We start from the raw sequence: 24,332 nt of genomic DNA on the forward strand, positions 1-24,332 counted from the left end.
GAGCCAATCCGTCAAATTGCTCACAACGCTGGGCTTGAAGGATCTATCATCGTTGAACGCCTGAAAAAAGAAGAAGTTGGCGTAGGATTCAACGCAGCTACTGGCGAGTGGGTCAACATGATCGATTCCGGTATCGTAGATCCAACAAAAGTAACTCGTTCTGCACTGCAAAACGCAGCGTCCGTTGCAGCAATGTTCTTAACAACTGAAGCAGTTGTTGCTGACATTCCTGAAGAAAACGGCGGCGGCATGCCTGATATGGGCGGCATGGGCGGCATGGGTGGAATGGGCGGCATGATGTAATAAGTGCCTCCAACCCTTGATATGACTGGGTTTGTTGGTAAGGTGAGAGTGGTTTGCTAACATTTTGCTAACATTGAGGATATTAACGGAGGCTTCTCATTAGTTCACCGAACTTTTGAGAGGCTTCTTTTTTCATTTCTTGCGTTACGTGGAGATATACATTTTTCGTGATTTGATCATCAGTATGACCGAGCCGGTCCATGATTTGTTCGAGTGAGACACCGGCTTCTGCTAAGAGAGACGTATGCGTATGTCTCAAAGNATGGGCGGCATGATGTAATAAGTGCCTCCAACCCTTGATATGACTGGGTTTGTTGGTAAGGTGAGAGTGGTTTGCTAACATTTTGCTAACATTGAGGATATTAACGGAGGCTTCTCATTAGTTCACCGAACTTTTGAGAGGCTTCTTTTTTCATTTCTTGCGTTACGTGGAGATATACATTTTTCGTGATTTGATCATCAGTATGACCGAGCCGGTCCATGATTTGTTCGAGTGAGACACCGGCTTCTGCTAAGAGAGACGTATGCGTATGTCTCAAAGAGTGGGGTGTCAAGGATGTATTTAATTCCGCGATAGTTAGTAGTCTCCTCATTCTGTTTTGTACTGTCTTAATGACAATGGGATAACCGAACTGTCTTTCCATCTTCGAAAAGATAAAATCTTTGTTATAGTAATCTTTGCCCAATCGTTTAATTCCTTCAAACTGAACTTCCTGGTGTTTCTTTAAAGCGTGAATTACTTCTTCATCTACAACAATTTTCCGCCTGGACTTTCGGGTTTTTGGTGGGAGTAATTGATACTCCAAGGTATTATTATTGGGATTGTAATACGTCTTGGTAATACTGATGGTGTTATTTATGAAGTCCACATCCTTCCACTTGAGAGCAACTAGCTCTCCAACCCGTATTCCTGTATAGGCTAGAACCAAGAATACCAAGTAATCATGTTCAAGCCCCTTAGTTTTAGCCGTTTCTAAAAGCAAGGCAAGCTCTTCTTTTTCAAGGTACTTTGGGATTTCCTCTTCTTCTAACTGTTCAATAGTTTTCTTATCTTTTTTAACATAAGCAAACTCAGTAGGGTCCTTCTTAATCAGCTCCAGCTCTAGTGCCTTTCGGAAAATCATTCTTCCTGTTCGGTTAATTCCCTCCCTGGTACTATCAGAATATCCTTGGTTATGCAAATCGTTTAGGGCATCTTGATACATTTTTCTTGTGATGTCTTTTAGTTTTAATTGAGCAAAGTAGGTCAATAACTTTCCAATTTCATGGAGGCGCACTCGAATGGTTCCGGGTTTTACATCCTTAGAATCACTGTAGACGGGAAGCCACTCAATTGCAAAGTCGCTGAAGGTTTTATCTGTTTCCTCTAAATATATTCCTTGGTTCACTTCGTGAATTAGGCTGGCTGCATATTCTTCAGCTTCATGTTTCGTGTTAAAACCACTTTTGACCTTTTGCTTTCGTTTGCCGGTGATTGGATCTAGGCCAATATCAACGGTGAAGGCCCATTTAGAACCACAAAAGCATTTTTTCTTTTTGCACTTGCATCCTCTTCTGTAGAAATGTCCTTTCATATCATTGTATAACCTCGCTTCCTTAAGATGATTTGGTTCAAAATATCAGTATTCCCATGGAATAGAAAAAAATTCGCGTGAAGAATTCTCGAACTAGCTTGCAGCTGTCATTTTGGCACAAGTACTTTTATGCAAATATTGATATACCAAAATAAAACAAGGAAATTTAACAAATAAAGCGAAGATAGTATAAGTTTGGTGAAAGTTTATTTTTGGTGTATAGGGGTGTACTATGGAAGAAAATCGAATTACTGAAGAAGATATATTGTTCTTTGTTAAGATGGTAAAGTCACCTTATGGACAACCAAAAGGGTACTATAGATATCTTAAAGACAGGAATTCTGATGAGTACAAGATGTTCATATTAGCTTACTTATACTTTAGAAAAAGCTTGGCAGAAAGGGATAGGGAAATTCTAGACCTTGTGTACTGCCTGAATAACGACTTGTTAACCTTAAATGATATTGGTAAGCGTATGAACATTTCAGGTTCCCGCGTTTCATCAATAAGAAATTTAGCAGAAAGACGATTATCGATAAGAATGTTAAACTTTTTAAACGGCCATACCCCCAGGAAGAAGTCGCTGTACTCAATTATTCGTGACCTTCCAGACGAGGAACTAATTAAACTCTTACAAGCGACTCGACCATGGGAGACTGTTATTCAAGATTTTGCTGAAGTTGGAGAACTAAGTACTGCCAGACGAAAAAGGGTAATTCATTTGGTATATCGTGTGTGGGATTTTGACATGTTAGACCATCGTGAAAAAATAATTAAACTCCTTAAGATTGAGAGGGAACAAATACACTGGAGTTAATAGTAAATATTTAATTTAGGGGTGGTAAAATGTCTTACGAACATGAAAGCTTCAGGAAAGCTGTAGAACAGCTTAAGAAGACTGCTAAAGACTTAGAACCCAAAAGTGATTTGGATAATGAAGTATGCCAAGGGGATATCGCTCCCGAACTTGAATTAAAGATGGAATCCCAGCTTCTTGATTACGATACTGTCTATAAGTATTTGCCGGAGAGATGGGAGATGCCCAGAGATGGTAAATTGTTGTACTATGACAAAGAATTACAAGATGCAGTGAAATTACTGATATATCATATAGGAGTGGAAAGTACACTCAATTTAATTCCTAAAGAGCTTATAAAAAGTTATTTAATAAAAAGTAATTAGAAGAGACAGGTTAAACCAATACAGTATCGATAGATGCCATAAATAAAAAACAGTACAAGTTGAGGTGAATTTTTTTATCGTATTTTTGTTGCTAAAAGTACAATTTCTTAGGTGTGTTTAAATAGGATATTGTGGGTAATTATATTTGAAGTAAAAACCATTATTTCGCGGAATACACTTCAAGAAGAGGAAAGCAGCAAAAGGTTTATAATCTCTTTTACTGCTTTAAATATTCAGCCCATAACAATTCCATACTTGTCTACTTTCTTTCGAGGCTTTCTAGATGCTCGAATATAAATCTTCCTTGCTGCATCAGGGCTATCAAGTAACAGTTGCAACCTTAGGACTTCTTTAGGCGAATAATCTGTCTTTTCTAAAACAGTTGTCAAAACTCTTGCTGCTCCACTACTTGTATTCAGTAATGACAATTTATTACTGATTTTAAGTAATGAGATTAGGTGTTTAGAGAAATCCTGAAATGCATCAGGTTCCGGGATTCCCTGGTTACAAATAAGGTGGTATAAATCGATTAACTTCCTCTTTCTTTTCTCCACAGCATGCCATTTTCTCAGTCTGAAAAAGTTTTGAGGGTGTTTATTTTTATAGTTGTTGTGACTAGATCTAAATCTCTTCATACACTCTGAACCAATTTGAAGTTTTTTCTTCGTTTTCACATTATAAATTATATAGTTCTCATTATAGATAGCTGCCCCGCATAATTCACAATGTGGTTTGAAGCCTAGCTCATTTGACTCCAACTTTCCGATACCTACCCACTCAAACATTGCGGAATCAAACTCTTTAGACAAGCTGTTATTAATAAGGGTTTCTATAAATACTTTTCTTGGTTTTTGTTTACACATAAAATATTCTCTCCTTTAATTTTCTCATGTTTATCTATAAAGAAAGTTTTAAAAATTACACAGAATCAATGAAATTTGCAGTTACTGTAAAATAAAAAAGCCAAACTGTTAGTAACAGTTGGCTTTCCTTAGATATCTTCCATTTCATCCATGTTCGTTTTGAATTTATAATTTTCTATGCTGACGATTCCGTGTTTATCGTGTAACTTTTCTAGTAATTCTTGTTCTTTTTCCCATTCAGCAATCTCCATTATCTCCTCGGCCCTATTTGTTAAGCTTCTGTTTACATAAAATTGTAAATTATCTAAGGTTTCCTGGGTGGCATGTTGAAAGAACTCCTCATTATGCCTGGCCCATTTATTCACAACATCCTTCTTTATGAAGCTCTTATGACTGGTAGCCGTCTCCTCGACCGGTATTTCTCTTGTAGCCTCAACAGCCTTACACAGAGTTTCTAGAATCATTTGCAATTCAGATGCTCTAACCACCTCTGGAGCACCATAATGAACCAGGCTGTTATACCTGCTCACGCGCATTAATAATTGTTCTGCATTCAACCTTAATAAAATCTTTTCTTTAGCCATTAAGGAATCCTCCTTTGAATTTTTATAAACTCTCACTATTAGTTATACAAAAGTGTGAAAAAATCACACGCTTTTTTAAAAACTGTTATATTATTATAAATTTAATACTATGGAAACCCACACGCCTTCCTTAATATCAAAAATTAAAGGGATATAACTTGTTGTGTTAAGAATGGTGTGAAGTTTTAGGATTCACCGTCAAACTTAGGAACCTAATATCCAGTAAGCTTAGACAATCTTAATTTGACTTGGTAATAATTTATGTTATTATAAAAGCTAACAAAGATGCGATTAAGAAAGGAGAGATCTTCATGGTTGATAAAGAGCATGATATCTCCGAATTCATTGAAATACCGTCCGAATATAAAGTGATTAACTTACCAAAGCAAAAAATTTCAGAAGCAGTTAGGTTAGGATTAAAAGAAAAAAAATTATCACTGAGAAAAGCAGCAGATAAAGTAGAAGGTATGAGTTATCCTCAAATATCGAGAATTACTAGTGGAGAAAACTATAATATCGATACATTGTTAAAGATATTAAACATACTGGATTTGGAAATAGAAATAAAGAAGAAGACCCTTTGATATGTAAGGGTCTTTTTTGAGGGTTATTTTTTTACATTTCTACCAGATGGTGGTATAATATCTGCTATATTCGTATATTAAGCTTTTGGTCCTTGAAAATTTCATATAGGGGGAATTACAATGAGCCATGTTTCTATTAAACAGTATCCTCAACTAGCATTTACCAGCGAGTTCCTAGAGGATTTAGCCTTATGTACAAGTCAGGCTAGGGCGAGAGTTCTCGACTTATTAGACCGAATAAACAAGTATGGTCTTGATAAGATGATGGTTGGTACTTGCCTGGAAGGAATGAGTGGAAATAATTCAGTTACTTTACGTATTCACTGCGATTCTGATATTCTACTCATCTTATTAGGAGGAGAAAGAAATGGTAAGAACATAGTGAACTCACTTAAAAAAGTAAGTTCATCACAGGTTTCTTAAAAGATTTAGGAGGCTGAATCCAGCCTCCAGAATCTAAACCCTAAACCCTATATGAAAAATGATGACTAAGCTTTAATATACTAAACGGAAATAATAAAAAAAGGAGGATAGACGAGAAAGAAATTACTTTTAAAACAATAGGATTTCTGAGAATTAACCCCATGATATGTAAATAAGACTAGGCAAGTTTGTATCTAGTAGAAGAAGATAATTATGTATTTTCTATATGAGATATACCTCTTTTAAAAAACAAATTAAGAATCATTAAAGAATTGATAGTTATTTAGTAAGTTAAGTATGTTTAGTTTTAAGACCTTGAGATCTAATGGTTTACATCTCTATCCATTAAAAAGCTGCAACTTAAAAGATAATTAGAAAAACATTTATTATTTAGTATGGGAATAAAAATAATAATAGTGTCTAGATTTTCAGTTTGAACGTATAATTACTGTTTTTATTAGAAGTATCATCTTATATAGTGAATATTTTGGTAGGCGGTTAATATTCTCAAATAAAGGAATTACAAATTAAATAGGTAGTAAAAACGACTGGGTATTTACCAGTCGTTTTTTTTTATTATTTTTTGTTTGACACCCCTTTTGTTATCGAATATAATAACAAATATACAAATCGTTATCATATTCAATAACAAAAGGGGTGCTTTTATGCTTGGAGGTTTAATATTTGATCTAGATCAAACCTTGGTAGATACATCAGCATTAAACAATTATCGATCAAATAGAGATTGGAGTGCTTGTTATAAAAGTATGGATCAAACCAATCTCTTTGATAACACAAAGGAAATTCTGGGATTTGCTAGTAATAAAGGTTTGAAAATAGGTGTTGTTACTATGTCGCCTCGCCCATATGCTTTAAAACTGCTTGAACATCATCAGATTCCTTTTGATAATTTAGTTGCTTTTCATGATTGCAAGAGAAGAAAGCCAAATCCTGAACCAATTATTAAATGCTTAAAAAGTTTAGGATTAAATCCTGTAAATGTTTTGAGTATAGGCGATGACAGAATGGATATTACCGCGTCTCGAAATGCAAACATCTCTTCTGTTGGAGTTACTTGGGGCAATTGTTCTGTTAGAGAGTTAACTGAGGCAGGAGCTGACTTTATTGTTCACTCAAACGCTGAGCTAATGAAAATTATTGAAAGTTATTAGTTTTAAAGGAGGAGTATTTCATGATTTTTAAAGAGAGAACGGAGAATGAAGAAAAATCTTTTTGGTATTTAGACGAATATTATCCCTATCGAATTGGTGGAGAGTTGAATCCAAACTTTGACACTAACAGTGGTTTAATATTAGATTTAAAGGAAGGATTATTGAAAGGAATTAATCATTACTTTGATATCCTTGATGAAATGCTAAATCGAAATATTACCCTTTGTACTGTGCCTTCATCTGATTCATTGAAGAAGGTTACTGGTATTAGGTCTTTAGCTCAAAAGTTAGCTGCTCATAACAGAATAGATGCAACATCTTGTTTATATAGGGAAACTACAATACCTAAAGCAGCTCATGGGGGACCTAGAAGTGTGGAGGTACACCTTCAGACAATCAGAGTAATAAACACGCACTTAATTTATAATAAGGAAATTCTTTTATTAGACGATATTAAAACCTCTGGAAGCTCTTTGAAAGCTTGTAAGAAACTATTGTTAAATGCGGGTGCGAAAAAAGTAGTTACGTTAGCAGTTGGTAAAACTACTCATTGAAAACTGGAGAGGTGATAAAAGTGGATGCAACAATTGTATGGATAGTACTTTCTAGAATTAAGGGTTTAGGTCCTAAAACCCTTAATTCAATATATAAAAAATATCCAAGTCCTACTAAAGAGGATCTCTTTATTGCTCAAAAAAGAATAAATTTTGCGAATACAATCAAAAATCAAAAGATTGTAGATGTATTGAACGACCAAATGTATATAAAAAAGTTATATCAGCAAGTATTAGATGACTTAACAAAGTATAAAAGAGAAAACATTACCGTGGTGTCTATCTCTGACTCTAACTATCCGAACATGTTAAGGGAAATTGAAGATCCTCCTGTACTACTATATTGCCGAGGAAACAAGGAGGCATTAAATATAGATAAAAAGGTTGCGATTGTAGGGACTAGGAATGCAACGCCTATTGGAATTAATGCATCCTTCCGTATTGCAATGACATTTTCGAAAATGAACTATGTAATAGTCAGTGGATTAGCAAAGGGAATTGATGAGTCAGCCCATAAAGGAACATTGAGTGCCGGGGGGATAACTATTGCGGTGATGCCAGGTGGAGTCGATAAAAAAAGTATTTATCCTGCTGATAATAAAGAACTTGCAGAACAAATTGTTTCGCGTAATGGACTATTGGTTTCAGAGTATCCACCATACCAAAGACCAAACAAAGCAAGTTTTGTTCAACGGGATCGCATTCAGAGTGGATTGAGCCTGGGAGTTTGTCCTGTTCAAACAGATGTTACAGGAGGGACTCAACATACTATAAAATTCTCAAAGAATCAGAAACGCTTATTGTTTTGTCCTACTCCGACCGAGAAAGGAGATATACCAGCATATCGTGGGATTCACAAACTTCTTAAAGAGAATTTTTCCGAAGTGCTTCAAGATAAATCAGATTATGCTCGATTAGATAAACTTATGGAGAAATTGATACCAGAAGAATCCAAGAGTGCTAAACAAGAACCCTTAGAAGATAATAACAATGAACAGATGACGAAGTTAGTCTCGGTTATAGATGAAGTGTGCGGTTTGGCAAAAGATATAGGAGTTAATGAAGATAAGCTCTTAAAAATGATACAACAACAATTGAAGACATGGAATTAACAAGAGGGAGGGCTAATGCCTTCCCTTCTTTGTGCTTTAAACAACCTCTCTATCAACGGCAGAAGGATTTAAAAATAAATCTGACGTATTTAACTTGCAACATCAATTGTTATCATTTATAATAACGGAGTGTAAGTGTTATTATATTTGATAACAAGGGAGAGTCGCCTTATTGATTATGGGTTTCTACTTTGGTTCAGCCATCTTGTTTGTAATCTTTTTTAATGAGCATACTGCATTATCAGTTATTCTCCTTCCTATCTATCTCATGATTGCATTTGGTTTTTTCTGGTTAAAGCAATCTAAGTTTAAAGATATTTATGGAGCCCTTGAAATTGCTCTTGGATTTGTAATTCTTGTTTTACCATTCATGGATATCCAGCCTCTTGAGTTACTGCTTTCTTACTTTGCTGGCATTTATATTCAAGTGAGGGGTTTGGAGAGCATCTATAAAAAGTTTCAAGAATTTGAAAATGAGAGTGAAGATGAGGAAAGAGTGAAAAAAAGAATAGGCAGAGGCTTCTACTGGGTATTTAAAAAAATGAAAGGAAATGGGGGGGAAGGGCTCCCATTCCTTTCAAGAAACAGTGTCATTTTTATAAAACAATAAATTCCCTATCCGGAATATGCATCTTTTAAAAAATGTAATTAAAAATCAATCGAATGAAGAGGTGACGTGTTAATGGATAACGAGAAGTATTGGAAGGTGGTATGTCGATACGGTCACGTAGGTAAGAAAAGATACATAAGTGTCTCAAGATATTTGAGAACAAATACTGATTTAAACCTAATTGAAGTTTTAGAAATTGTAGCACAAATGCCTGGAGTTAAGAAAGGTAGTAATGTTATACATTCAATAGACACTGCAAGACCGATTAGTAAAACAGAATATGAGGAGGGAAAAAAAGAAGAAAAAAATAACTTCTTTCTTCAAAAATTAATGAACTTTAAAAAACAGAATAAAGCTAAAGAAATTGCCTGACTGATACAATGTCATCGGTAGGGTCGAGGAGTCCAGTCTGTATTTCAATCTTCTCAATCTTCTGTTCATGCAAAAATTGATAAAGGTTACTCTATGCTTAACTGTCCGATTTTATTGTAGGTAATAGAATCGGATTAGAAAAAATAAAGAAGATTATTTTACAACTGCGTTTCCACTTTGGAAAAGGATGAACCGAGTGGAGTTATCGATGCTTTAATAAGAGTATTAACCAAAGCACTAGATGATTTAATGACTACTGAACTGAAATTGCGGAATTACTCAATCGAATCATAATACAGAAGGCCCTAATATTGTTGTAAACCTTGCAGATCGGCAGATGGAGCTGGTGGAATAACGAGCATCAGCCATAAGTGGCTATATTCTCAATTGAGAGTATCATAAAAAAGCATTGGTATCATTATTTTACCAATGCTTTTTTGCTTCAATAGTTATGGAGTATCCATCCTTGGGATGTAGTAAATGAATACACAATAAGTTAGCAACTGTTGTTCTCAAATTAGAAGTATGGTTTACTTTTATGTTTCCATGAAGGTTTCAAATGTATCAGACGCTTCTCTCCTGACTGGATCAGTTACATGAAGGTAGACTTTCCGAGTCATCTCATCATCAAAGTGACCTAATCTATCTTTGATGTCTTCAAGCTTCACTCCTGCTGCGGCTAGAAGGGAAGTGTGTGTATGTCGTAAACTGTGAGGAGAAAGCTTTGAATTTAAGTTAGCTTTTTTTAATAAAGTAGTCATTCTATTTTCTACTAATTTGGTTAAGATAGGGTACCCATGGTGGCAACGGATATTGGTGAAAATAAAGCCTTTGTCACTGTATGTATCCCCTAATTGAGCAATGATTTTTTCTTGTTCCTCTTTATGCTTTCTGAGCATATCTATAACAAGCTTAGCTACCACAATCTTTCTTTTGGATCTCTCTGTCTTAGGTGGAACTAATAAATATTTAGCGATGTTGTTTTTTTCGTTATAGTATGTTTTGTTAATTCGAACAGTGCGCTTATTAAAGTCAATATCTTTCCATTTGAGTGCAACTAATTCTCCTACCCGCATTCCTGTATAAGATAAGATTGTGAATATAAGAGCATCCATGAATTTCCCGTGTTTCTTAGCAACCCCCAAGAAGGTTTTTAAATCTTCCTTTTCAAAGTATTTGGGAAGGTCTTCCTCAGCAGGGTCTTTTCCATCGGTGTTCTTTTCATCTGAATCATTAATTTTTTTCTCATCTTTCTTTATATATGCCCCTATTGTTGGATCTTCTTTTATCATTTTCTTATGAGCTGCCATACCAAATATCATTTTTCCCGTAGCATGAATTCCCTGAATTGTACTTTTGGCTAAATTATCTGATTTCAAATCATCCAATGCATCTTGGTATAAATCTTCTGAAATATTCTTAAGTTTTAAGTGAGCAAAGTAAGGGAGAAACTTTTTTATCCCATATTTTCTAAGACGAATAGTCCCTGGTTTAGGACCAGTTCGACCGATATACATTGGCAACCATTCATAGGCAAAGTCCTTAAATAAAACATCTGACTCTTTGATAAAAGTCCCTTGATTCACATCAGTAATCATTGCTGCTACAGCATCTTCTGCATCTCTCCTAGTTTTAAATCCACCTTTACTCACTTGTTTTCTTTTTCCTGTCTTTGGATCCCGTCCAATGTCTACCCAATATGTCCAGGTCTTACCACCACAAGAACATTTTTTTTTAGGGTCACACTTGCAGTTTCTTCTTTTATAAGTACCTTTCATATTAGTGGTAACCTCACCTTTTCAATAATATTAAATGAATTAGAGGAGAGACTATGTAGCGCCTCTCGTTCTATTTGCTTCATCTGCAACTAACCTTGTTTCTTCTCTTTTAATCGCTTAATCCATTGTTTGAAATCCGCTTTTTCCACTCTTTTTGAAGCACCAATTTCATAGTTGGGGATTCCCCCATGATCAACATGCACTTGGAATAGCTCATAAATTCTTCTTCTAGAGATTCCTAGAAATTCAGAAATTTGTTTTGCTGTCAGAGTATCTGGTAATGAATCCCAAGTTTTGTGCTGTGTATTTCTTTCCATAAATATTGCCTCCTGTAAAATCAAACAGAAAAACCCCACAGAAACGGAAAGAAAGATAGACTGCACCCAAGGTAATAAGATCATAAGTTGAAAACATATAATCTTATACTTGGATTGGCAGGTCCTTCCTGATCCAATCTGTGGGGTTTACCCAAATGATTTATGAAATTTGATTATGTTAAACATCTTAAAGTGAGTTATATTGAATTGTCAAGCATAAAATTGCGGAAAGTTGATTGGAACAGTAATTGACTCTGGAGAGGATATATACTCCCTGAAATTATTTCAAAATGGATTAAAACTGATCGTATAAGAGCTCTAACACGAAAGTGAAATTCTTTCACACAAAAATGTTACTTATAGTTGCCACCCTAATGATATTGTTATAAAGTTTAGTCATAAGCACTTCAGTTTAGCGTTGGAGTGAAAATAGAATAATCTTTTTTCTTTTAAAATAGATCTAGAGCGGAAGCACCGTCTCTATATCTGTAGAAACACGCAATACGTGTGTTTTCTCACAGATATAGGACGGTGCTTTTTTTGTTGCTCAATATTAAGTGGTGAAAAAGATTATTCATTAATTTAAGAAGTTGAAAAGAGAGGAGAAACAAGATATGCAAAACCAAGATACAGTACAGCTGTCTTTATTTGATTTTAACTTTGATGAAGCTGACGAGTCAGGAGGTATAGAGAATTTATTTACCGAAAAAGACATGAGCCGCTTTGGAAAGGGTAGGAAAGGTTGGTCTGAGAATGATATTTCTCGGAAAGGGTCTTCCGAAATAGGAATAGAAGTGTCATCAACTGGAAACAATGTGAATACTGAATATATATATCACATTGAAAGTTGGGTAGATGACATGATTGAAAAATTGTATGATTTGGATTTAAATACGAAAGAAGAATTGTTGAGTACAGAGGATATTAATGAATGGCTTTTTACACATATAGTTAAGAAACGTTTAGATTCGAGATACGTAAAGAAATATATGAGTTCTAAGTTGAGTACCTCTGTTAGAGTGTTCAGTATCAACATTAAAATGTTTGAAAAGGTATTTCCTATTATGAAGAAGCTAACTAACAAGACCTTAAATGAGTTTGAGCGGGAAGACTTCTTAAACACCAAGTACTTAACAGATATAGTTATGCCTTTAAGTTCGGTAGAACGAGGATATTATCAAAGCTTCATTAATAGCTTAAAGCCGTTCACAAAGGTACGAGTTAATAATTATGTGAATAAGACGGAGAAAATCTGCTTTGACCATCCACTAGTTCGTGTTGTAGAACGTGTATTAAAGAAAGAAAGAAATATTAAACCAGAGAGTTTTTATAATAATTATTATGGTCCTGTGCAAAACTTTGTCAATTGGGCAATAACTTCTTTGGAGAAGTTTCAGGGTCAATCTATAAATACTTTTATCTTCAATATGGTAACTAGTGAAAACCTTGATTATTATAAATCTTTCCTCATTAAGCAAGTTAAAGAAGAGAAATTAACTGAAATTACAGCTAAGAGAAACATACAGTATGTCCGGGGCTTTTTTCAGGTATTATTTCGAAAAAAGAAAATTGTTAAAGAAGTTACCTCAAATCTAACAAATATTGAAGCGGACGAATTCTTTTACAGACAACTTCCATCAGATAATGAGATACAAGACCTTATTTATACTATTGGTTTATATTCAACAGATCCGATAGAGGATAAACTAGCTCTTTCATTAATGATGCTTATGGGATTCCGAGGGTGTGAGGTGGCCAGTCTAGAGTGGAAGGATATTAACTTGAGTACAAGATCAATTTCTATAACGGATACTAAAGGAATGGATGCTGTTCTGCCGATTCCTTCTAAAGTCTATGACTTGTTGGTACTGTATAAAAGTTCAAGTGATAAAAGATATGTCTTTTGCAATAAACCCAGTAATTTTCTCAATGATTTGAGGTTAGTGTTTAATTCTTATCAATTAATCGCTGGGTGGGATTATGGAGGAGGGCTACATCTGTTTAGACACATCTATGTGACAAGATTGGTTATTCATTGCCCTCCGCAGATTATTAAAAGCTTAACAAGGCATATATCTGATGACACTGTTGCCAAATATGTTCATTTGGAAAGGAAATTTGTTAAAAATGAGCTGACTAAATTAAGTTACACGGGAGGACGAATAGATGACTTTTAATCAAGAAGTTTCTAAACATGGTTCTGCTCAAGCTGCTATCCAGCAACTACTAGAGTTGCATAACATGGAAGACCTTCAAATGGCAGCATTTAATGTATTAGATTTAAATGGAGATAGAGACGTAGCAGAAAAAGGGAATTCCTTCGGGCAATTAACTGTTGAGGAAAGCTTGCTCTTTTTTTATGCAAGTTCAAAGTTTAAAGGGTTGGCAGATACATCAAAGGTTACCTACCAATCTGAAGGAAAATTATTTGGTGATTTTATATACAAAAAATATGGAACCTTAGATGTACAGTTAACGGAAGTTATATATCCCACAACTGCTTTGCTTGATTATTTTAATCAAAGTGATTTATCAAGTAATACAAGCGCTAAAAAAGCCGCATTTTTTAGAACTTTCATAAAAACAGTAGTACAGGAATTCTATTTATTAAACAAGGAAGACTTTGACGGGACATTAAGGGTGGACTGGAACAAAGACGGATTACCAAAGTTTTATAATATTGAACAATTAAAGGAATTACTCCTTTTAAGTAAAGAGACAGCTTTCGGACTCCGGAACTACACGATTATAAGTGTATTCCTTGGGTCAGCATTAAGAGTAAGTGAACTTGTTGGTATCACTTTGTCGGACATTGATTTGGAAGAAGAAATGATTATGGTGAGGAGAAAACGTAAAAAAAAGAAGCTTCTTCCTGCATATATTCAACGTGACGCTTTGCATGTCTTATTGAAATATATTAATTTTATGTATGGACACCTCGCAGAGGATTGGCAAGCACTTAAAGATAATTATGGAGATTTATATGTTTTTTCATCAACTGGGGGAGAAACGGCGATAACCGACAGAGCAGTTAGAGGTATGGTTAAAAGTTTAGCTAAGAAAGCAAAATCGATTAGAGATGATGAAGTAGAGAAACTAAGTGTGCATAATTTTAGACATAGCTATGCTGTTTACGGTATTCGGTCAGGCATCAATTTATATGCAATGATGGACTTGATGGGTCATACCACTGTTACATCATTGAAGCCTTATGCAAAACAAAGTATGAATCAAATCAAAGAAGACATGGAGAAGAATCCAATTGCCAAGCTTTTGTAATAGGAGGTGAAGAACGTGGAAAACAATATTATTGCGGATTCAAATTATTATAAGGAATGGTATAGACACACACATTTAGCCCAGTCAACAAAGGATAGATATAAGAATCTTCTTAAGAGGTTTGGAAGATATATAATGTCCTTAGGACCTGTAAGGGAATTAAATTTTGATAAGTTTAAGTTTGGAAAATTAGATTCGAGATATGATTCAATCGATGAAGAGTTTATTGATGATTACGTTGAATACCTAATAGACAACGGTGCCAGTAATGCTACTCTTTACCAAAGTATTGAAGCACTAAAATGCTTTTTCAAGTTCTTGAAAATGGTAGGTTTGATAAAGTCAAATCCAACAGCGTATTACCCAAATCCATATTATAAGCTTAAAAAGGTAGATCGTGCTTTCAGTAAAGAAGATGCGGAAAAGTTACTATCTGCCTCCAAAAAAGTGGATCCGTTTTTTAGACAATCTTATGTACTAATGGTTTTGTTTTTAACATGCGGATTGCGCTCGCGAGAGGTTTGCTTGATGAAGAAGTCACAAATAAACCTGGAGTTTCAAACAATTGAAATCACTCGTGGCCAAAAAACATCCGCAGGAGTTGTTTTAGTAGTAGATAAATTGAAAGAAGCTTTTGAACGATACTTTAAACACCCCGAATGGTTGAAGTGGTCTAATGGACAAGATAAAGAAGTATTCTTCTATAAGGGTAAGCCATTGAATAGAAGCAGGTTGGTTTCGATGTTACAACGGATTTATGATGAAGCTGGAATTGACAGGAAGGTACGTGTTCATGATTTACGGCATACGATGGCGCAGCTGTTATTATTAAATGGAGCCAATGAATTTTCAATTCAGGAGCAATTACGTCATGAGAAAATCGAAACAACTATGCATTATCTGAACTATAATATGAATTATCGAAATTACTTGGAAGCAAATTCCGATGAATATTTATAACACTGCCATTGAGAAGGACATCTTGAAGATCCTACCGAGTCCGATAAGTCAAAGGAACAAAACTCTAAATGCTCTCCTTAGAGGGCATTAGAGTGAAAGTTCTTGAATCAACGAAAAATTTATCGCTTCTAATTGAAATGCAGCAATACCACGAATATAATGAAGTTAATTCAATATAGTAGCCTTAAGTTAAATGCATTGTGGCTGGAAGGACCAGGGCGATGGATTAGTGATTTCACTATCCGTCTGCCCTTTTTTATTTGCCAATTTGATCTTGGAAAAGACTTGAAAGGGGGACTTTAGCAAAACAAATTTTTAAGAGTACAGCATCAGTTAGGTTATAGAAGTAGTGATACGGTCATTAACCTCTTAGGTCCTCAATCTCTGAATCTTGAGACTGAAAATGACCCTTTTTCTAGAATAGGAACAAAAATGATTAAGTTGTGAGTAAAAAGGACAGAAGAAATATTAGGAAGTACAATGTGTTTTCTGTTCGTTCCACCGGTTCTAAGCTCTTGTTGAACTGGGAATTATAAATGAAAAACCAATGAAAGGTATGATGAAAATGAATAAAAAGCCAGTACGAAAGTTTGTACCGTGGAGTAATATAGAGGTAATCGAATTTCTCAAAGTAGCAGAACAAGAAGGTAGCGGAGAAATGTATAAATTTGTACTCTCTACAGGGGTGAGGCTGGGAGAACTTTTGGCCCTAACGTGGGATAATATCGACTTTGATAAGGAAACTTTAACTGTTAAAAAGAATGCTATCTCAACAGGAAGTGGAGAAGAACAAATTGAACCATTAAGAAGTGGATCCCATACCATAGCTTTGCCTTCTAACCTGGTGATTACCCTAAAGAAGTACAAAGAAAAGCAGCGGAGGGAAATGGGTAAGGGAAATCAGCATAAATTAAATCTGGTATTCCCCGATAAAACTGGAGGAGTCCGAAAACCTTCTACCATTAGAATAGAGTTTTATCGTTTAATCGCAAAAGCCAATGTTAGGAAAATAACATTTCATGATTTAAGAAGAATGCATGCTATCTTACTAGTTAATGCGGGGGCATCCCTCGACTTGATAAAGAATCGCTTGCGACATAGTAGAATTGAAACAACCCACAAATTATTATACACATAAATTAAAATGTTGCACTAAATAAAAGGATGTAAAACCGTTTACAAAAGGAGCTCAACCACGAGTTGTTGAGCTTCTTTTTTTAGTTGAGAATTATATTTACGAAAAGGACTTTGGGGATACCCCTATTACCAGGCTTGTAAGGCAGATTGTAGGATTGGACCCTCAAGCAGCAAATGAAGCCTTGTCGGAGCTCCTAACCAATGAAAAACTTAATATCTATCAAAGTAGGCTTGTGAAACTTATTGTGGATTATGTAGTGAAGAACGGAGTAATGGATAAGAAAGTTTTACAGCAAGATCCATTTAAATCCGTAGGTAGCATTGTGGAGCTGTTTATTTGAAAGTAATAATAGAAAAAGGTTAAAACAAATAGTAAAAAAAGATGTAGAGGCTGACATTTCTCAATTTCACATCTTTTATAAAGATGGAGAAGTTAAAGAATACTTTGGAAATCGTTATGAACGGAAATCAAAAAATAGATTAAGAGCAATAGAAATTCATGGTACAACATGTATCGTATGTGGTTTTAATTTTGAAAGGTTTTATGGCTAACAAGGGAAGGACTTTATTGAAATTCATCATGTAAACCCACTTAGTACGTTAGACGAAGCAATAGAAATAGACCCAGAAACTGATTTGGTTCCAGTCTGTCCTAATTGTCATCGGATGATGCATTGAAAAAAGGATACTTTTCTGATTAAAATTGAACGTCTTATCTACGTTATTGTCAAAAAGCCGAACACTTTAAACCGTCAATGTTATTATTTAAAAACCGATTTGTTTATAAGTCATTCGTAATCACTAATAGGAGGAATTTCAAAGTGTTGTTAATGATATGATTATTAAATCTGTTGAAAATATTATGGTAAGGCAGAGGCAAATAGAACACGTTACTGAGTCCCTCTTCGTTAGGCAAACAAAAAATCATTAAACATCTCTAAGACCATTAATATGTCAATTAAAAATCATAAATTTGACAATAGCGTTAGGCAAAATGCTAACATTTTGCTAACCAATCTTATGGAAAAAGGTAAAAATCCATTTAAAGATTCACAGTAAGGATTTAACAATATCTTGATATTATGCGCTTTTCGCACACAGCGTGTATGATATTACACATTATCACCATAGGGGCCCATGATGTGATGAACGCCTAAACCATTGATATATTCAGTTTTTTTATGATTTGATAACAAAATGCTAACAAAATATAAATTTAAAAGAGGCTTCTCCTCATTGGTTATCCAAACTGTGGGAGGCTTCTTTTTTATTTCATGGGTAACGTCGACCTACAAACTTTAAATTGTCCATTTTCTTCTAGTCTCCTTTACTGACTTCTGATAAATCGGTTGAATGGTTTTTAATCCGTCTCTCCCTTTTTCCAATTTACTTAGAATTACATAAATATATGACATTAATATTTCGAATATAGAATAGCTGAATAATAAAAATATAATTATAGGAATAATTCAACATAAAAAAATATTTTTATGTATAATATATATTAATAATAAGGCTATTTTTAAAACAGATTGGTAGTTTGTTTTATATTTGTTTGGGCATTATTATTTGGTATGATAATTAAGTTAAAACTTAAAAATATATTCAGGTACGTTTAAATAACAATTAAAATAAAAATATGCGAAGAAGAGAAGAGTAGGTAAACGAGTTTGCGCAGAGAGCTCCGTTTGGTGGGAAGGAGTGAAACTTTTTTATTGAAGCAAGTCTCAGAGCATCAACTTGGATCCTTAGAGGTGATATTTTGACAGTTGGCTACTGTTATAGAGCTAAGAATTTTTATTCACAATAAGGTTAAGCACTACGAAGTGTTTAATAAACTGAGGTGGCACCGCGAATTAACTCGCCCTCAAGACAGTTATATGTCTTGAGGGCGAGTTTTATTTATATATAAAATTAGACTTTAATAGGAGGTCATAGTATGAACCTTGTGAAAAGGTGGGATTACTGGAAGAACCCAACCATATTACTTATTGCAGTGGGAATTTCTAATATAGGAGCTTGGATATATTTAATAGCATTAAATCTAACAGTACTTCAATTAACAGAGGGGTCGGCACTTGCTGTAGCAGGATTATATATAATTAAACCAATTGCAACTTTATTTACAAACACTTGGTCTGGTAGTGTTATCGATCGATTAAATAAAAGAACAATAATGATATTCTTGGACTTAGTTAGAGCATTATTGATTGGAATATTACCTTTCTTTAGTTCCTTATGGATGATCTATTTGATAGTATTTGTTCTAGGTATGGCTGGATCTATTTTTACTCCAACTTCTATGTCATATATCACACAGTTATTAATTCCAGAACAAAGAAAGAAATTTAATGCGATAAGAAGCTTAATTAGCTCAGGATCGTTTTTGCTAGGACCTGCTGTAGCGGGATTGCTATTTGCTATAGGTTCACCGTCTTCTGCGATTTATATTAACGCCATAGCGATGTTCATCTCAGGTTTATTAACCTTTATGTTGCCCAATTTAGAAGACAAAAAACTCAAAGAGGAGCACCTCAATAAAATTTCTATAAAACTAATGAAAGAAGATTGGGGCATTGTTAAAAGTTTTAGTAAAAAAAATATCTATATTATGTTAGTGTATATGTCATTTATTGGTCTCATGGTTATGGCTACAGCTTTGGATTCTTTAGAGGCGGCTTTTTCAACAGAGGTTCTAGGTTTAACAGAAAAAAGTTATGGGTTTTTAGTTAGTATAGCTGGTGGTGGAATAGTTGCTGGCTCACTAATTCTGGTTTTATTCTCCAGTAGAATATCTGTAGCTTATCTAATGGGGTTTGGAGCAATATTTGTCTCAGTAGGGTATATAATTTACTCATTTTCAACAAACTTTTTTATGGCAAGTATAGGGTTTTTTGTACTTTCATTTGCATTAGCTTTCATAAATACTGGATTTCAAACGTTTTATCAAAACAATATACCCATAGATATCATGGGTAGGATAGGAAGTATTTACGGCTTAATTCAAGCCTTTTTAATAATAATAGTGACAGTATTATTTGGAGTTACTGCTGAAATATCTGCTTTACGAAATATAATCATTTTAGGCTCCTTCATAATGTTATTAATTAATATTGGACTATGCACGTTAACGATGTTGCCAACAAAATCTAGATATTATAACGAGCCAGTAAATAATTAAGTTGAAAATAATTATTTTATTTATAAACTCTACAGAAGAAGTAAATATAGATAACTTATAATATAACTCCCCTATTGACTCAGATCATTGTTACGAGTCAATAGGGGTTTTTAAATTAAGAGGAACTTTTTAAAAATTAAAGGTAAGCGTTATGTGTTTTTTATTATCTGAATATTCTTTTTATTCTTTCGTAACTATTTTACCCTAAAAATGGTAATACATGTTACCATCGGAATTGTCGAAAAATTATTGAAGGAGATAAATATATGAATAAAGACCTACAATATTTCCCTTTGTCACAACCACAAATGCGTATATGGTATACAGAAAAGTTCTCTGGGAAAACCTCGATTGGAAATATAGCCGGAACTTTGTTAATGAAGAGAAGTCTTGATATCAACCTTTTAGAAAAGGCTATAAACAAACTTTTTGAAAAACAGAGTGCTCTAAGAATTAGGCTAACTGAAGAAGATGGAATTCCAAAGCAATATATTTCTGAATATAAATACTTTGCTATTGAGAAAAAGTTTTTTAGAGATACACAAGACTTAAATAATTGGGCTGTTGAGCAAGCGAAAATTCCTTTTAGGTTATATGAAAATGAACTAGTAAAGATTGTAATAATTAATTTTGATAACGACAGTGTGGGGATTTTTGTGAAAATCCACCATATAATTTCAGATGCATGGTCCATGGCTCTAATTGGGGATAAGATTCTAGATTACTATTTCATATATGCTGAGGGTGGTGAAATAAATGAACCGATAAATGATTATTCTTATATTGACTACATAAAAAAAGAGCAAGCATATTTAAATACTGAAAAATTCATTCAATCAAAGAAATTTTGGACGGAACAATTTAAAACTATACCAAAAGACACGCAGCTTTTTACAGGGAAAATTACTAATAATCTAAAATCTGAACGAGCATCTTTTACCTTCAATAAAGGGACGATAAAAAAAGTAAATAAGTACTGTACTGATAAGAACATCTCATTTTATTCTTTCTTTTTTACCTTATTAAATTTATACATATATCGAGTGTCTAATGAACCGGATGTAACAATTTTAACAAGTATACATAATAGAAATGATATTAAAGATAAAAGTAATATTGGAATGTTTATAAGCAGTCTACCAACTAGGGTAACTATTAGTCCAAATCAAGAATTTTCCTCTTTTGCAAAAAAATCATCAAAGGAACTAGTAAAATTTTACAGGCACCAAAAGTATCCATTTAATTCTTTAGTTGAAGATATCAGAAAGATTCATAGAGTTTCTAATGTTAGAATCAGTGATGTTTTATTATCATACCAAAACAAAAAAATGATGAAACAACAATTTGAGAAAGAAACAATTTGGTATCCAAATGGTCATCAAGAAATACCATTAAGCATTCACATAAATGATAGAGATGATATAGGTGAATTGTGCTTAGATTTTGATTACCGATTAGATGTATATAGCAAATTAGATATTGAATTACTTTTTGATAGGTTAAGAACTATGATAGATAGTGTTATTAGCAAAGAAAGTATAAAAGTTGATGAAATAGAGATACTACCTTCTTCTGAAAAAGAAAAAGTTATTAATGAGTTTAATCATACAAGTGATCATAAACCAGCGTGTTTGTCGTTAGTTTCTATTTTTGAAAAAACTGTAGATCAGTCCCCTGGGAAAATAGCTGTTACTACTAAAAATGAGAACTTGACCTATGGTGAATTGAATATAAAAGCTAATCAATTGGCGAACTTCATAATAAATAAAGGGATAGAACCTGATAGTGTGATAGCTCTTAAGTGTGAACGTTCAATAGACATGATGGTTGGTATTCTAGGGATTTTAAAAGCTGGGTGTGCCTATCTTCCTGTTTCTCCGGATTTTCCTACTGAAAGAACCAGATATATTTTACATGATAGTAAAGTTAAATTACTAGTTTCTAGTAAACCAACTAATGATTTCAATTCAGAATGTGAAAGTATAGTTCTTAGTAATGCCAGTATTATTACTGAAAGTAATAAAAATCCGGAGACTATCATAAATCCGGAAAGTCTAGCTTACGTAATCTATACCTCAGGATCCACAGGGAAGCCTAAAGGAGTAATGGTAGAACATAGTAGTGTAGTAAACCGTATTAATTGGATGGTTAACGAATATAATTATTCAGATAAAGATAGATTTATACAAAAAACACCTTTTGTTTTTGACGTATCAGTTTCGGAAATATTCACCTTTTTTTTCGTAGGTGCAAAACTTTACCTTTTAGAAGACGGAGAGGAAAGGGATCCATTACAACTTTGTGAAATTATTAATGCAGAAAAAATCTCACGCATTCATTTTGTTCCTTCAATGTTAACAGTTTTTCTAGAAACACTGTTAAAAGATAAAGAATTATTGCAAAAATGCTCTTCTCTTAGGACTGTATTTACAAGTGGAGAACCCCTAAAGTCAAATCATATACTTTGTTTTAATAGTTCTTTATTCAATGCCCATGGAACAACTATTTCAAATTTATATGGTCCTACAGAGGCAACTGTTGAGGTAAGTTATTTTGACTGTCCTCCGGGTGTAAACCTAAAAAATGTTCCCATTGGAAAACCGATAAATAATGTTCAATTATATATAGTCGATAAGAAAGATCGACCTCAACCTATAGGTGTAGTTGGAGAATTATGCATTTCTGGAGATTGTCTTGCTAGAGGATACATCTTTAATAAAGATTTAACTCTTGAAAAGTTTATAGACAATCCTTTTGAAAAAGATAAAAAAATGTACAAAACAGGAGACATGGCAAGGTGGCTACCAGAGGGTAATGTAGAGTTTCTGGGTAGATTAGATGATCAAATAAAAATGAGAGGATATCGGATTGAACTAGGTGAGATAGAAGCTCAGCTATTGGCACACTCTTCAATAACTGAAGCTGTGGTAATAACCAAAAAAGGTTCAGGCGAATTAAAAATATCAGCATACATAGTTGCTGAAAATCAACTAAAAGCAACTAATGTAAGAAGTTATCTAAAAGCAAAGTTACCTAGTTATATGATTCCATCAGAAATAATATTTTTGGATCACCTCCCCCTTACTATTAATGGAAAAGTGGATAGAAAAGTTTTAGTTAATATTTCTAATAAGCAGCCCGTACAATTCGATGAAGTAGTAATGGCGCAAAGTAAAAATGAAAAGATACTATCCGCTATCTGGAGTGAAGTTCTGGATTTAGAAACTGTAGGAGTAAATATTGATTTTACTGAATTGGGGGGCAATTCCTTATTGGCAGCAAAAGTAGTTGCAAGGATTAACAAACAATTTAAAATCAATATGTCCTTAGGTGCTTTTTTTCAGAATACAAGTATTTCACAATTATCATCGTGGATAGATGCAAATAAAGAGATGTCTATAGCAAATTCCTCAATAAGAAGAATTGATAGAACTGCTCGACAAAGAAAATAATAGAGAGGTGAGCATATGGATATAAAATTGAATACAATTAAAAAAATTGATTCTGAATTTGAATTTCAAGCTTCCTTTTCCCAAAGTAATCTATGGTTAATGGACCAGTTAATCGATAATAAATCTGTATATAATATAGCTTCCGAAATTGATATTAGTGGAAATCTAGATGAAAAGATTCTGGAGGATTGCCTTAATGAGATAGTTAGCCGGCATGAAACCTTAAGAACATATTTCGAAATGGTTGATGGTGAATTAATGCAAATTATTAAAGAAGCTCAGCCTTTATATTTTGAACATGTCAATTTAGGAAATCTTTCGGGAAATCAAAAAGAAAAACAGTGTAATGTTATTGCTAAGAGAGAGGCTACATATCAATTTAACTTAAGTAGTCCGCCTCTTTTAAGGGCTGTCCTAGTTCAATTAAATAATAATGAATATAAACTTTTTCTCACATTACATCATATAATTGCCGATGGATGGTCTGTTGGAGTATTAGTAAGAGAAATGTCTATATTGTATGATGCAGCGTTAAAAGGTAAACCTTTTAATCTACCTGCACTAGAAATTCAATATGCAGACTTTAGCGAATGGGAAAGAGAATCAGTGAAAGAGGGTAGACTAGATGAAAAATTGGAGTTCTGGAAAGAATATCTAAGTGGAGAGATACCGGTACTTGAACTTCCAACAAATTATCCACGGTCTTCTAACCAAACTTTTAAAGGGGCTATCTTTGAGTTTAAGATACCTTCTGATTTAACAAAGGCAATAAAAGAGCTAGGGAATAAAGAAAATACTACATTGTACATGACATTGTTATCTGCATTTAAGATTTTCCTCTACCGCTTAAGTGGTCAAACAGATATTCTTGTTGGTTCACCTGCTGCAAACCGAA

General features: G+C 33.9%; 24 protein-coding genes, 1 pseudogene and 1 other annotated feature. Of the genes and pseudogenes, 19 read left to right on the top strand and 6 right to left on the bottom strand.

Annotation, left to right across the window (positions count from 1 at the left end; translation table 11 throughout):
• Nucleotides 1-303: TCP-1/cpn60 chaperonin family protein (locus tag FZC78_RS22600; RefSeq protein ID WP_286365517.1), on the top strand; the 303-nt coding region annotated here is incomplete at its 5' end.
• 82 nt (nucleotides 304-385) lie between these two features.
• Here FZC78_RS22600 and FZC78_RS22605 read toward each other — a convergent pair.
• Complete coding sequence (locus FZC78_RS22605) at nucleotides 386-646, bottom strand: tyrosine-type recombinase/integrase (protein WP_148942326.1); 261 nt, start codon at nucleotides 644-646, stop codon at nucleotides 386-388.
• A gap of 19 nt (nucleotides 647-665) precedes the next feature.
• Nucleotides 666-1,877 (bottom strand): tyrosine-type recombinase/integrase, encoded by a 1,212-nt coding sequence (locus tag FZC78_RS22610; protein WP_148942327.1) that lies wholly within the window; start codon nucleotides 1,875-1,877, stop codon nucleotides 666-668.
• Between the two features lie 232 nt (nucleotides 1,878-2,109).
• Here FZC78_RS22610 and FZC78_RS22615 point away from each other — a divergent pair, with 232 nt between their 5' ends.
• Both FZC78_RS22615 and FZC78_RS22620 read left to right on the top strand, forming a co-directional pair.
• Nucleotides 2,110-2,694 carry a sigma factor-like helix-turn-helix DNA-binding protein gene (locus FZC78_RS22615; RefSeq protein ID WP_148942328.1) on the top strand — a complete coding sequence of 195 codons (585 nt, stop codon included), beginning with the start codon at nucleotides 2,110-2,112 and terminating at the stop codon, nucleotides 2,692-2,694.
• A 29-nt stretch (nucleotides 2,695-2,723) separates the two neighbouring features.
• The gene (locus FZC78_RS22620; protein ID WP_148942329.1) at nucleotides 2,724-3,059 is read left to right on the top strand and encodes a hypothetical protein; all 336 of its coding nucleotides are present in this window, start codon (nucleotides 2,724-2,726) and stop codon (nucleotides 3,057-3,059) included.
• Between the two features lie 233 nt (nucleotides 3,060-3,292).
• Here FZC78_RS22620 and FZC78_RS22625 read toward each other — a convergent pair whose 3' ends face one another.
• Both FZC78_RS22625 and FZC78_RS22630 read right to left on the bottom strand, forming a co-directional pair.
• Nucleotides 3,293-3,922, bottom strand: coding sequence for a hypothetical protein (locus FZC78_RS22625; RefSeq protein ID WP_148942330.1), 630 nt, complete (start codon nucleotides 3,920-3,922; stop codon nucleotides 3,293-3,295).
• Nucleotides 3,923-4,050: 128 nt separating this feature from the next.
• A complete protein-coding gene (locus FZC78_RS22630) occupies nucleotides 4,051-4,506 on the bottom strand; it encodes a hypothetical protein (protein WP_148942331.1) in 456 nt (151 codons plus the stop codon).
• Nucleotides 4,507-4,817: 311 nt separating this feature from the next.
• On the opposite strand from FZC78_RS22630, the gene FZC78_RS22635 reads away from it, so the two are divergent.
• The 7 genes from FZC78_RS22635 (at nucleotide 4,818) to FZC78_RS22665 (ending at nucleotide 9,333) form a co-directional block, all read left to right on the top strand.
• Nucleotides 4,818-5,090, top strand: coding sequence for a helix-turn-helix domain-containing protein (locus FZC78_RS22635; RefSeq protein ID WP_148942332.1), 273 nt, complete (start codon nucleotides 4,818-4,820; stop codon nucleotides 5,088-5,090).
• Nucleotides 5,091-5,210: 120 nt separating this feature from the next.
• Nucleotides 5,211-5,513: a hypothetical protein gene (locus FZC78_RS22640; RefSeq protein ID WP_148942333.1), complete on the top strand. Its 303-nt coding sequence runs from the start codon at nucleotides 5,211-5,213 to the stop codon at nucleotides 5,511-5,513.
• Nucleotides 5,514-6,178: 665 nt separating this feature from the next.
• Nucleotides 6,179-6,685 (top strand): HAD family hydrolase, encoded by a 507-nt coding sequence (locus FZC78_RS22645; protein ID WP_148942334.1) that lies wholly within the window; start codon nucleotides 6,179-6,181, stop codon nucleotides 6,683-6,685.
• A 20-nt stretch (nucleotides 6,686-6,705) separates the two neighbouring features.
• Nucleotides 6,706-7,239, top strand: a complete 534-nt coding sequence (locus FZC78_RS22650; protein WP_148942335.1) for a phosphoribosyltransferase family protein — start codon at nucleotides 6,706-6,708, stop codon at nucleotides 7,237-7,239.
• A 20-nt stretch (nucleotides 7,240-7,259) separates the two neighbouring features.
• Complete coding sequence (locus FZC78_RS22655; protein WP_148942336.1) at nucleotides 7,260-8,351, top strand: DNA-processing protein DprA; 1,092 nt, start codon at nucleotides 7,260-7,262, stop codon at nucleotides 8,349-8,351.
• A 172-nt stretch (nucleotides 8,352-8,523) separates the two neighbouring features.
• Nucleotides 8,524-8,961, top strand: a complete 438-nt coding sequence (locus tag FZC78_RS22660) for a hypothetical protein (RefSeq protein ID WP_148942337.1) — start codon at nucleotides 8,524-8,526, stop codon at nucleotides 8,959-8,961.
• A gap of 72 nt (nucleotides 8,962-9,033) precedes the next feature.
• Nucleotides 9,034-9,333: a hypothetical protein gene (locus FZC78_RS22665; protein ID WP_148942338.1), complete on the top strand. Its 300-nt coding sequence runs from the start codon at nucleotides 9,034-9,036 to the stop codon at nucleotides 9,331-9,333.
• A 536-nt stretch (nucleotides 9,334-9,869) separates the two neighbouring features.
• Here FZC78_RS22665 and FZC78_RS22670 read toward each other — a convergent pair.
• Both FZC78_RS22670 and FZC78_RS22675 read right to left on the bottom strand, forming a co-directional pair.
• Nucleotides 9,870-11,111: a site-specific integrase gene (locus tag FZC78_RS22670; RefSeq protein WP_148942339.1), complete on the bottom strand. Its 1,242-nt coding sequence runs from the start codon at nucleotides 11,109-11,111 to the stop codon at nucleotides 9,870-9,872.
• Nucleotides 11,112-11,200: 89 nt separating this feature from the next.
• Nucleotides 11,201-11,428, bottom strand: a complete 228-nt coding sequence (locus FZC78_RS22675) for a helix-turn-helix domain-containing protein (protein ID WP_148942340.1) — start codon at nucleotides 11,426-11,428, stop codon at nucleotides 11,201-11,203.
• A 614-nt stretch (nucleotides 11,429-12,042) separates the two neighbouring features.
• On the opposite strand from FZC78_RS22675, the gene FZC78_RS22680 reads away from it, so the two are divergent.
• From FZC78_RS22680 to FZC78_RS22720, 9 genes and pseudogenes are all read left to right on the top strand, one after another.
• Nucleotides 12,043-13,605 carry a tyrosine-type recombinase/integrase gene (locus FZC78_RS22680; protein WP_148942341.1) on the top strand — a complete coding sequence of 521 codons (1,563 nt, stop codon included), beginning with the start codon at nucleotides 12,043-12,045 and terminating at the stop codon, nucleotides 13,603-13,605.
• Nucleotides 13,595-14,707, top strand: a complete 1,113-nt coding sequence (locus FZC78_RS22685; RefSeq protein ID WP_148942342.1) for a tyrosine-type recombinase/integrase — start codon at nucleotides 13,595-13,597, stop codon at nucleotides 14,705-14,707. Before FZC78_RS22680 ends, FZC78_RS22685 begins: the two co-directional genes overlap by 11 nt.
• Nucleotides 14,708-14,722: 15 nt before the next feature.
• Nucleotides 14,723-15,667 (top strand): tyrosine-type recombinase/integrase, encoded by a 945-nt coding sequence (locus tag FZC78_RS22690; protein WP_187445067.1) that lies wholly within the window; start codon nucleotides 14,723-14,725, stop codon nucleotides 15,665-15,667.
• Between the two features lie 565 nt (nucleotides 15,668-16,232).
• Complete coding sequence (locus tag FZC78_RS22695) at nucleotides 16,233-16,805, top strand: site-specific integrase (protein WP_187445068.1); 573 nt, start codon at nucleotides 16,233-16,235, stop codon at nucleotides 16,803-16,805.
• A gap of 97 nt (nucleotides 16,806-16,902) precedes the next feature.
• Nucleotides 16,903-17,139, top strand: a pseudogene (locus tag FZC78_RS22700) (type I restriction-modification enzyme R subunit C-terminal domain-containing protein); the annotation flags it as partial.
• Between the two features lie 238 nt (nucleotides 17,140-17,377).
• Nucleotides 17,378-17,482, top strand: a complete 105-nt coding sequence (locus FZC78_RS24800; protein ID WP_353733593.1) for a hypothetical protein — start codon at nucleotides 17,378-17,380, stop codon at nucleotides 17,480-17,482.
• A 957-nt stretch (nucleotides 17,483-18,439) separates the two neighbouring features.
• Nucleotides 18,440-18,676: a binding site (T-box leader), on the top strand.
• A gap of 67 nt (nucleotides 18,677-18,743) precedes the next feature.
• Nucleotides 18,744-19,985, top strand: coding sequence for an MFS transporter (locus tag FZC78_RS22710; RefSeq protein WP_148942345.1), 1,242 nt, complete (start codon nucleotides 18,744-18,746; stop codon nucleotides 19,983-19,985).
• Between the two features lie 266 nt (nucleotides 19,986-20,251).
• Nucleotides 20,252-23,437, top strand: coding sequence for a non-ribosomal peptide synthetase (locus FZC78_RS22715; RefSeq protein WP_148942346.1), 3,186 nt, complete (start codon nucleotides 20,252-20,254; stop codon nucleotides 23,435-23,437).
• A 15-nt stretch (nucleotides 23,438-23,452) separates the two neighbouring features.
• On the top strand, nucleotides 23,453-24,332 hold an 880-nt coding region (locus FZC78_RS22720; protein ID WP_252183712.1), incomplete at its 3' end, for a condensation domain-containing protein.

This window comes from Rossellomorea vietnamensis (genome assembly GCF_008180415.1).
GTDB lineage: Bacteria > Bacillota > Bacilli > Bacillales > Bacillaceae_B > Rossellomorea > Rossellomorea vietnamensis_C.